4 protein-coding genes are annotated in these 12,337 nt (G+C 29.3%); 3 read left to right on the forward strand and 1 reads right to left on the reverse strand.

Going from position 1 to position 12,337, the window contains the following annotated elements:
- Nucleotides 1-2,447: 2,447 nt before the first annotated feature.
- Both tmaR and BMSBPS_RS01025 read left to right on the forward strand, forming a co-directional pair.
- Nucleotides 2,448-2,768 (forward strand): PTS system regulator TmaR, encoded by a 321-nt coding sequence (tmaR, locus tag BMSBPS_RS01020; RefSeq protein WP_022564568.1) that lies wholly within the window; start codon nt 2,448-2,450, stop codon nt 2,766-2,768.
- A 750-nt stretch (nt 2,769-3,518) separates the two neighbouring features.
- Nucleotides 3,519-4,160, forward strand: a complete 642-nt coding sequence (locus BMSBPS_RS01025) for a helix-turn-helix domain-containing protein (RefSeq protein WP_022564569.1) — start codon at nt 3,519-3,521, stop codon at nt 4,158-4,160.
- A 115-nt stretch (nt 4,161-4,275) separates the two neighbouring features.
- Here BMSBPS_RS01025 and putA read toward each other — a convergent pair whose 3' ends face one another.
- Complete coding sequence (gene putA, locus BMSBPS_RS01030) at nt 4,276-8,241, reverse strand: trifunctional transcriptional regulator/proline dehydrogenase/L-glutamate gamma-semialdehyde dehydrogenase (protein WP_046201082.1); 3,966 nt, start codon at nt 8,239-8,241, stop codon at nt 4,276-4,278.
- Between the two features lie 499 nt (nt 8,242-8,740).
- Here putA and putP point away from each other — a divergent pair, with 499 nt between their 5' ends.
- The gene (gene putP, locus BMSBPS_RS01035; RefSeq protein WP_022564571.1) at nt 8,741-10,243 is read left to right on the forward strand and encodes a sodium/proline symporter PutP; all 1,503 of its coding nucleotides are present in this window, start codon (nt 8,741-8,743) and stop codon (nt 10,241-10,243) included.
- The last annotated feature ends 2,094 nt before the right edge of the window (nt 10,244-12,337 follow it).

The following is a 12,337-nucleotide window of genomic DNA, read 5'->3' on the forward strand; positions in this document are numbered from 1 at the left end:
TATATTAAAACGACTTAATTTACTACTTAAAATCTTATTCTGTTTTAAATAGTAATTTTTACTTTTGAACTATAGTAGTAACATCCTTATTTAATAAAATAATACAATCTATTTAATTTAAAGTAATCATGTTATTTTCGAATTGTTTAGTTTATATAGAGATGTTTACAATATTATGCTCTATTAGTTTTTTCAAAATTTTATAAAATCAATACCGATTTATAATAATCATTAAATACTGTTTTAATAAATTTAAGAAATTAATTATTTTAAATTTAAATAATGTACTATTAGCAATAAAATACTCTGAATATTTGCTTATATAAATTCCAAACTCTAGAGTTATCTATTAATATGCTATATTATTAATAAATGAACATAATGCGGCAAAATTATATAGTTAAATATTTAAAACCATTTGTACTGCAGGAAGATCCAAAATACTAAAATTACATATTTCAATATGAATATTATGATTTTTTATAATAGAGCAACAAGATTTAGAATTTTTTACTGATATGTTATGTATATTTTAAATAGCACACACAGAAATTTTTAAGACGATTTTATCAATAAATTTTATACATTACATTATTGGCCACATTAAGGGTAAAAATTATATTAATAATACTAACTAATGTGTATTATTGAAAATACTAATAATGATCGCATAACCTAATTACTTAGGTCGTGCGTTTATTTGTAGAGTTCGCAATGAAGTTATATTTTCTATGCTACATCTTAGATATTAAAACATGATAATTATTAGATATTAGTATACAGTGAGTATGCTAGAAAAACTATTCACTTAACTAGTATTGTAGAGAGTTTTCTGACAATTCCATATATACATGAACTAATAGTTTTATATATAATATATTTATTTAAGTCTATTAATGCACTTTTATGTATGATGATATAAAATTAAATATTTTTACTTATTTTTACTAATGTTACTAAAACTTAAATAGTACTATTTCCAATAATAAAATCATATAAATTTTCATGCAATACATTATTCATTTTATTGAAATACTTTGAATAGAATAATAAACATTCATGATTATTGTTTACTATAATTAAATGCGTAGCAAAATGTATGATATTGAGTAAATGTGAACGACGATTAAAGTATTGGAGAATTAATTACTAAAATTAAAAAAAGCTCGACAGAACATATTCTATATAATGTTATTATTGTATAATATATGATTTTGTCCAATTATATAATCATTTAGTTTTTAAATAAATTACGAACTAACGTTACAGAAAACATTTTTACATAGCAAAAATTTTAACTCATATACAGCATAATTAAACTTAATTATTAATGTTTTTATTATCTCCTAGAAAAACGAATTGCACCAGACGAACTAATAATTAATTATACAGAAAGTTTTCTAATGATAAAATAGAAATAACCTAAAATATTCAATAATATTTTGTTTAAAGAAAAAATAAATACTATATTTGCTAAATTTTTAGATGTATTAGTTAAATACATTTAGAAATATTGATATAAATTCAATTGTTAATTTTTAAAATAATTATACTAATATTTTAATGGAAGTAATTTATTTTTTCGTTAATATTATTATTATATTTTGTGAATTTTAAGAAAATATTTTTATATATTTTAGAATGTAAAATTTTCATGTAATTACCATATATTTCTTTGAATTAGTAATATTGATTAATATAAATACCATATTTGATAATTTATATTCATGTATTTAATTTAAATAGTTAAGTAAGTAAATATAAATTTCATTGCAAATGGGTATAGATATAATATGCTTTTAATTATTAAAAATGTTACTATAACTTTAAATAAGTTAATTATTTTTAAAAACTCTAATTGATATAGACAGATCTATAATTTAAAATAAATCAATTGTAACAAGGTATTTTATAATTTATAACATTAAAATTTTAATAAATTTATATGTAATTTTTATTCTTTCTTCTAGTTAAAAGTATTATAGTATTATAAAAAATTCTATTTAACAATAAAAAATATTTTATATATCTACTTTTACTTTAAATCATATGATTATTTAAGAGCATTTAACATGATAACGAACAATATATTACATCAATTAACTTATCATATATATAATTACTAATCATAAAATCCTTTTAGTATGAGATACATATTATTTTAGAAAAAATGTTAATACATTTAAAATTTTTTTAAAAAAAAATCATATTTTATGATACTTATCATATTTCGTGATAAGTTTTTTGTTAATAGCAATGGCATATATTATCTGAAAGGTTAATCATATGAATTTACGATTCATTTTCATTAAAAATAAATGTAAATATTAAAGTTAATAAATTAAGATAAAATATTCTTTTATAAAAGATCATATCAAAAAAGCAAAATATTTGGATGTAATGAGTTATTATATTATGTATGTAAATTTCTTTAAAAGGGTATTAGTATGGAAAATACTAAAAAATCATTTCATAATGTTCTAGAATTTGTCCGTTTATTTCGCAGAAAAAACAAGTTACAACGAGATATTCATGATAATGAAAAGAAAATTCGTGATAATCAGAAACGTATTTTATTATTAGATAATTTAAATGAATATATCAAATCTGGTATGAGTATTCAAGAAATGCAAGAAATTATTGCTATAATGCGTATTGATTACGAAGATCGTATAGATGAATATATAATTAAAAATGCTGATTTATCTAAAGAGAGGCGTGAATTATCAAAGAAATTAAAAATAATAGGCGAGTCAAAAAAATTGTGAAATAATGTTCAAACATTATCCATTTAATATACGTCAACATTATTTTTATAAAACTGTTATTACTATGATGATTGATGAACGTGAAATTGTATTTTTAATTCTAAAATCTTTAGTTTACTTTTAAAATTAGTATAAATTATCTTACGTTAGAAAAATTAGTTTATTAATTAAATTGATGTTGTAAAAAAATTTTCCTTGATTAGTAGTGAAAAAAATTGCCTAACATGATTAGAGTCGGTGATTTGCACTGAAAATTATATTTATTGTCATGTAACTAAAATTTTTCTAAAAAACAACTTTGAATATAATAACTATGGTTGAGAAAGTTAAATATATTTACTTTAATAGCAAAGTATTTTTATTTGTATATCATACAATACATTTACTGCATAAATTATTCTAGAAATCATTTTCGTCATGTTTTATAGTTTTATTTAGATGTATTGTTATTTTATGCAGATAATAAGACTTCTTGGTTTTTAAACCTAATACAAGCTTTAATTACTTATAAAGTATTATAATAATTTATATATGCTTCTAAACTGTAATTAAAGAATAATAACCTTTTCTAAAATGTTCTTCTGATTTCATTACTTCATATCTTAAAATTAGCAACAAAATATCGTTGTTTTTAAAAAACAGTTTACTATTTTTAGTATGATTTTTACAAAAAAATTTCTTCATTATAAATTAAATTCAATTAATATCATTAATTGAATTTAATTTATAATGGATGGAGTTATCAATATAATGAAAAAAACATCTGCGGGTGGACGCATACGCGCAAGACGTAAAAGCTTGAAATTTACACAACAAGCGCTCGCTGAACGTATCGGCGTGTCACATGTCGCCGTTTCACAATGGGAAAAAGAAGAAACTGTACCACGCGGTGAAAATCTATTACGATTAGCAGAATTGTTGCAATGCACTGCAGCATGGATTATTGATGGTGACGGAGAAATTTTTATCGCTACAAATAAAATGGAGAACACAAAGATCGTCCCCTTATTTAGTTTGGCACAGATATCTAATTTTTCAGAACAGAAGATGTTACTACAACAAGCCAGTCGATTTCTGTATAGTGATGAACAAATTAGTGATATGGCATTAGCAATTATACTAGACGATAATGCAATGCAGCCAGAATATCAGGCAGGCGAAGTTATGATCTTTGATCCACTTATTCAGCCACAACCTAGCGATGTAGTATTAGCTCTAGCTAATGGCCAACCAGTTGTACGCATCTTTCGTTTACAAATTCAACATTATGACGAGCAAATTTTTTCATTACGTCCGCTAAATGATGATTTTCCAATATTACAAAGTAGTAAAAATAAGCTGAAACTGATCGGGACATTACTTGAGTCTCGTCGTTATCGTAGTAGTCGATAATAGCATATATAGAAAAACCCGCCTTAAGCGGGTTAACAAGTTTAATTTTAACAATTTTATTTTTTTTAAGATGAATGTTAAATACATTATTTAATAGAATTATTATGTTTATAATCTAGCCAACTGTCATAAGATTCGTATTGCCCCCTGTGGCAGCAGTATTTACACTTAATGAACGTTCAACTAGCAAACGTTCTAACAATAAATTAGTTTCACCTCGAGAAAAACTTTGTACTGATATAATCGCACCTTCACGTGAAGCAATTTGCTTACATAAATTGTGTAATGGTTCAACATCACCGTGATAAATAACCGCATTAAATTCTCTAGATAAAACGTTTTTTGTTAATTCTATTCGCTGTTGTAAAGTAGCAGGCAAAGAATATCGAAGTGTACGATGTAGTTCATCATCTTGCCACAACACTTTACTACCTAAGCTAGTTACTGCTGCTAACTGTACTAAAGTGTCTTCTTCGTTATCGGCAATACAGAGTACATAATCACGCGGAAGCAAACTAAAAGTATTACTTTCTCCGGTTGGACCTAAAAATAAGCGTACCGTGCCAGTTTGTGTCAAATCCTGATAGTATTGACATAAGGACAATAATGAAGGTTTATCTTTTTCTTTGGCCCATTGAAGTAATATTTGATGTGGTTTTAGTAACTCTGTGCGTAAAGTAATATCTGTAGTATATTCTGTATCTGGACGATCTAAAACAGATTGCAGTGCATCAGCAGGGTAACTTGATAGCAAACGGTATAAATACAATGGCCCTCCAGCTTTAGGCCCAGTTCCAGAACGTCCTTGCCCTCCGAAAGGTTGTACGCCAACCACAGCACCTACCATATTACGATTTACATAAAGATTGCCTACTTTAGCTGTACTGTTGATTTGCTCAATAGTTTCATCAATTCGTGTATGTAGTCCGAGTGTTAGACCATAACCAGAAGCATTGATTTGAGCAATCAATTGAGGTAAATTTTTTCGTGAAAAACGTAATACATGCAATACAGGTCCAAATATTTCTTTATCTAGATCACTGACTGTGTTTATTTCAATTAAAGTAGGTTTAATAAAATGACCTCTTTTCCAATCATTTAAATCTTGTGGATGCTCCTGTATCGCTTGGTATACAGCAAAACCTTTGTTCCGCATAGCCCGAATATGACGTTTGATGTTAATTTTAGCTTCAATATCAATCAATGGACCGATATCAGTAGAAAGTCTTTCAGGATTCCCCATGCGATATTCAGTCATTGTGCCGCGTAACATTTTCAATGTGTGATCCGCAATATCTTCTTGTACACATAGTAAACGCAATGCCGAACAACGTTGTCCTGCACTATCAAATGCAGATATCATAATATCACTTACTGCCTGCTCAGTCAGTGCAGAAGAATCTACGATCATAGCGTTGATGCCACCGGTTTCAGCTATCAATGGTATTGTATTGCCTTTTGGATCCAGACGGTCGGCGAGCCTATGCTGTAAGAAGTTTGCTACTTTACTAGAACCGGTAAATATAACGCCACACACACGATGATCGTTAATTAGCTGAGCGCCAACTGTCTCACCTGAACCGGGTAAAAGTTGTAATACACCCGTTGGTATACCAGAATCTAATAGAATCTGAACTGATTGCGCTGCAATTAAAGGTGTTTGTTCCGCAGGTTTTGCTAATACACTGTTACCGGCTGCTAATGCTGCTGCAATTTGCCCGATAAAAATCGCTAGTGGAAAGTTCCATGGACTGATACACACTATGGTTCCAAGTGGTCGATGAGTTTGATTATCAAAATGTTCACGTACTATACTAGCATAGTAATAAAGAAAATCTATTGTTTCACGAATTTCTGCTATAGCATTGTTATAAGTTTTACCCGCTTCGCGTATTAATAAACTTATCAGTTGTTGTATTTGACCTTCTATTGTTTTTGCTGCACGTTCTAGAATATCAGCACGTTCCTTTGGTAATACAGAAGACCAAATTGGAGCCATATGTACAGCTATATCCAATGCATGAGATACTTCATCTTCAGTTGCACAACATACATTGCCAACAATATCAATCGGTTGAGAGGGATTAATAACTGGACGACTAACTCCTTGATATGATGTATTACTCTTAATGATAGGTTGAGCGAACCACTCTTGATAGGCACTATCTAATAATGTATTAGAGAGCTCTGTAAGACGATGTTCATTAACCATATCAAAACCAACAGAGTTTATACGTCTATCACCATAAAGGTTACGTGGCAACGGGATTTGTGGATGAGGAAGACCAATAACCCCTTCGCTAATACCGATTTTTTCTACTATGGATACTGGATTAGTTACTAACTCATTAATTGGTAATGAAGTATTCGCAAGGCGATTTACAAACGAAGTATTTGCACCGTTTTCCATTAAACGACGCACTAAATATGCTAGTAAAGTTTTATATGATCCTACTGGTGCGTAAATACGGCAAGGGCGATTAAGTTTTCCATTAGATACTTTACCAACTACTTGTTTGTAAAGTGTTTCTCCCATGCCATATAAGCATTGAAACTCATATTGACCAGGATAATAGTTGTTACCTGCAAGGTAATAAATAGCAGCTAATGTTTGTGTATTATGAGTAGCAAATTGTGGATAAATTAAATTTGGTTTGAGAAGCAGTTTGCGCGCACAGGCTAAATAAGAGATATCAGTGTATGATTTGCGGGTATATACTGGATAACCTTCCATACCGTCTACCTGAGCACGTTTGATTTCGCTATCCCAATAAGCCCCTTTTACTAAGCGAATCATTAAACGTCGATGGCTACGTTCTGCTAAATCTATTAATGCATCGATTACAAAAGGACAGCGTTTTTGATAAGCTTGAATTACAAAACCAATACCGTTCCAATTATCTAGTTCTGGTTCAAAACATAATTTTTCTAACAGATCGAGTGATAATTCAAGACGATCCGCCTCTTCTGCATCAATACTAATACCAATATCGTAAGAATATGCTAGCAGTGTTAATGCCTTAAGAGTTGGATATAATTCTTCTATGACTCGTTCATATTGTGCTCGACAGTAGCGCGGATGCAATGCTGATAGCTTAATAGAAATACCAGGACCTTCATAAATACCACGACGATTAGATGCTTTACCAATTGCATGAATCGCTTTTTGATAAGAAAGTAGATAAGCTTGAGCATCCTCAGACGTTAATGCGGCTTCACCTAACATATCATAAGAGTAACGGAATCCTATTTTTTCTAATTTGTATGCATTAGCTAATGCTTCATTGATGTTCTCACCGCTAACAAATTGCTTACCCATCAAACGAACTGCCATATCCATTGTTTTACGAATCAATGGTTCACTACTTTTAGTAAGAATTCGATGTAACGCACTAGATAGATTATTGCGATTATGACTATTAATTAATCGATTAGTAAAATCAAGCCCCCATGTTGCAGCGTTGACATACATCGAATTACTATGTCCGAAATGTAATTTCCAGTTACCTTTGCTAATTTTATCACGAATTAACAGATCACGCGTTGCTTGATCAGGAATACGCAGTAATGCCTCTGCTAAAGACATTAACGCGACTCCTTCCTGTGAACAAAGGGAAAATTCTTGTAGTAGACTTTGTACTATATGTGTACGGGTACTTATTTTTTTTTGATACCGCAGTGTTTTTGCCAAACTATATGCTAGTTTATATATTTTTTTTGATATTGACTTAGAACAGCGTGCCTGTTCTAGGAGAACTGGTATTGCGTGCATCTCCGACAATCGCCAGGAATCGGTAACAGCGGAACGTATAACTGAATATGTTAAAACATATTTTTTAAAGTCCTTAAAAGGCCTGACCGCTTCTTGTGATTTTTCGAGAAGTATACCGTCAATTTTAATAGGATCATTGTGCTGCGAAAAAATTTCGGGTATCGTATTTTCTGCTTCAAGTTGAGATAGGTAATGTAGAATTGCCTGTTCAACCAACCAATTTTGTGTTTTTTCAGTTTTTTTTACTGCTAATTTGATACGATTATAGGTGGCTTCGTCCAGTTTCACCCCCATGGTAGTAATCCCCATTATTCTCTCAGTCCTCGAAAAATGAATTAATATTAATAGTGTAATACTTGTATGATTATTTAATTTTAATTTTAAAAATATTATTTTCTTTACTTTATATACAACTACTATTTAACTGCGTCAATGTAACCTTAGATAATGCGTTTATTAAAATAAGTTACTTGATTAAATTTTAAAATTAATACAAAAATATTAAAGTTCCAATGGCTATTTCAAGTGTAATAGTAAAAGCTGAGAGAAGCTAATATACTTAAAATTTGCATTAGCACAAATTTATAAAAAGTTATATAACGTTGCTATATTAATGATAGAGTTATTACCGTATGAAGTACATCAATCTATGTATAAATGCGTAACATAAGTCCAAGAGCAAGGTAAGGTTCCACGTTCCTAAAAGGACTCTTTTTTTAATATACGGTCAAATTCTGATGCTATCTTCTGTGATAGCTTAGAAAGAAATTGCTTTCTAAAAAGTTTAATAAATTAAGTGGAGAGCGTGATGAATGTAAATACACCAATGTTAATAACTTTTATTATTTACATCCTCGGAATGATATTAATTGGGTTTATAGCCTATTATTCAACATCGGGCTTTGAAGATTATATGTTAGGTGGGCGCAGTTTAGGTACTGTAGTAACGGCTCTTTCTACCGGGGCATCGGATATGAGCGGATGGTTATTGATGGGATTACCAGGTGCTATTTTCACTTCGGGCATTACTGCTAGTTGGATTGCAATCGGCTTAACTATTGGTGCTTGGATTAATTGGACAGTAGTAGCAGGTCGTCTACGTGTACAAACTGAGTACTATGATAATGCGCTTACATTGCCAGATTTTTTTACTAATCGTTTTGAAGATCATACAAAAGCTTTGCGTGTTACTTCTGTATTAATCATTCTTGTATTTTTTACTATTTACTGTTCTTCGGGTGTAGTAGCTGGAGCTCACTTATTTGAAGTGACATTCCATATGAGTTACCAGAATGCTTTATGGTCTGCTGCTGCTGCTACCATTCTATATACCTTAGTAGGTGGTTTTTTAGCAGTTAGTTGGACTGATACGATACAAGCTAGTTTGATGATTTTTGCATTAATTTTAACACCAATTATGGTAATTATTACTGTAGGAGGCTTCTCGGATTCATTAGAGATAATTAAAGCGAAAAACCCATTAAACTTGAATTTAATAAAAGGAGCAAATGTTTGCTCAGTAATTTCATTGCTAAGTTGGGGACTAGGTTATTTTGGTCAACCACATATCTTAGCGCGCTTTATGGCATCAGGTTCTCAACGTTCTGTTCATAAAGCTCGTTATATCAGCATGACTTGGATGATTTTATGTTTAATTGGTGCTGTTGCTATTGGTTTTTTTGGTATTGCATATTTTCAAAATCATCCAGAACAAGCATCAGAAGTAAATCAAAATAGTGAACGTATTTTCATTGAGTTAGCCCAACTTCTATTTAATCCATGGATGTCTGGTGTACTATTATCAGCGGTTTTAGCCGCCATCATGTCAACTTTGAGTTGCCAACTATTAGTGTCTTCAAGCGCACTTACGGAAGATTTATACAAAGGATTTTTTCGAAAAAATGCGAGTGAGAAGGAATTAGTATATGTTGGTCGTTTCATGGTGCTAGTTATAGCAATTATAGCTATTTTAATAGCTACAAATCCGAAAAATCGTGTTTTAGGTCTTGTTGGTTACGCTTGGGCAGGTTTTGGTGCATCTTTCGGTCCTGTAATTTTATTTAGCCTTTGTTGGAAGAGAATGACACGTAATGCTGCATTAGCGGGTATGATTGTCGGCTCAATTACAGTATTTTTATGGAGAATATATGGTTGGATAGAATTATATGAAATTATTCCTGGCTTTATTATGGGTACTATAGCTGTTTTAGTAGTGACTTTAAGTGAAGCTCCTCCATCACAAAGCATACAGCGACGTTTTGCCGAAACAGAAACGAAATATCTCAAGACAGCGAAATACTTTAATAAATAAACGCCTTATAAATCAACGTTATTCCGTCTCTTATTAATCTAATTACTTAATATTGAGACGGTATTTGTGTTATTTTTATCAATGATATTAATTTGATTCTTAACCTTAATATAAATATCCTAATGATTTAATGTTAAAAATATTTTAACATCAAGAGGCAAGAAATTTTTATTTCTTATGGCATGATATTAATGTGAGGTGGCTTAAAGTTAAAGTGGCTTTAATTTCTAGTGTGATCGCTAGTTACTCGAACAGGAGTCCTTAATAGCGAACTTTTTTTTAAAAATTATGCGGATAGCATCCATTATAAGTAGATAATATTTTTTATTTAGGTACATTAATTAAACGACAAGAATTAAACGACAAGTGAAGTTTTTAAAAAGCAAGAGTATCGCATTTCTGACAGTGATGACATTAACTTTTATATTATTTTATATACGTAAGATTTTATTCAACATCTAAATAACGTTAGAAAAATGGTTAAAACAAACTTTATAAAAGAAAAAAAAACAATACACTTTCATTAATAGTCATATTATTCTCAGTACTGTCATGATAAAGGCTAAAATTAATATTACTTACTTCTAGCCTGTTTGCTCTGCTGCTATTGCTATACAAAGTCTAAGTGATGATACACTTACTACTGATGCAATATTATATTGATTTATGATACTAATAACAATACTTATTCAGTATAGTCGTTTTTGCATGAATATCAAACTACTTTTTTATTTGTATTAATATTATTGTATTCATTTCTTATGGCGCATTTTCTTCTAATGCTATTAACGCTTTCAATGTAACATAGATTATGTAATTTTTGCAAAGAAATTTCTTTTAATTTAAACAAGATTTAATATATTTATTATCGTTAAGTAGAGTATTAGAAAATGTATTGTGTTCTGTTAAAAAATATCGAGTGTAAGCGAAATTGTATCTAGTTGATTTAAATCATTTTAATTTCACTGATATTTTTTATTGGTTAGATAATTTATAAAATAGACTATACCTTAAATGTTATATACATAAATACTGTTTTACCTTTTTTCTAAAAATAAACATTTTTTTTTAAAGTTTAACCTTGGTCGTGAATGTAATAAATTGTTAATTTGTATTTTACTGCTATCGAGTAGCGGATTTGTGCTGCAAATTACTGTAATGCGCTTAACGATGAATGTATATCTGTTGCTATAATGCAGTTGCTTATCCATAATAGATGAGTGTTAGAAATAAAAAAACAGTCAATAGAAAATTTTAAATACGTGACAATAATAGAAGAACGGAAAAATATTACACTAAGTTTTAGCTAAACAATAGTTGTTAAATTGAATTTAGGTAAATGCGATATACGCTATCCTCTTCTGAACAAAACGAAAATTAATAGATAAAAAATTTTTTAGTCTTATTAAGAAAATCAATTTATTTCAGTGTATTAATCTGATAGCTAATTATAAAATCAATGTAATCAAAACAATTAAAGCGTTAGCATATATTACTGAATTGCTAAATAATGCAGTAAAAGTTAAAAATTTAAATTACTTCTTTAGAATATCAGAATTATGAACACATCGAATTAATTGCTGCATTGTTTCATATTTGAAATGTAGAATAAATCAATGTAATGATGAATTTTAAAAAAACAAAAAATAGATATTTCAGCGATCTTCACTCATTAGAAATTTGCGTTACTGTACACATATAGTACTAAGAAAATGGAAAATTAAAACGATTAACTCGATAAAGATTTTTAAACACTGAAAACTTGTTTTAGTAAATTAATTTTTCCATTTCCAATATCAAAAGTAATCAAAGATATTGCACATCTCATGAAACGAGAAGTATATAGCAAAACTTTCGAAAAAAGGTGGTTAGAGTTATAGAAATTTATGATTTTTTAAAAAAAATTCTGATCGGGAAGCACGAAAAATTGCAGATTTACCTCGTGCTATTTTACCACAATAATAACATCCAATTATTGCGAGTAATAAATGCTAATTTTCGACACATAAAGAATAGTGTGAATAAATACAGTACAAAGCATGGTTTTTAACCTTAAAAGTAGCTATAAATTTCTAATTATCACCTTATAAAGCA

This window comes from Candidatus Pantoea carbekii (assembly GCF_000971765.1).
Lineage (GTDB): Bacteria > Pseudomonadota > Gammaproteobacteria > Enterobacterales > Enterobacteriaceae > Pantoea_A > Pantoea_A carbekii.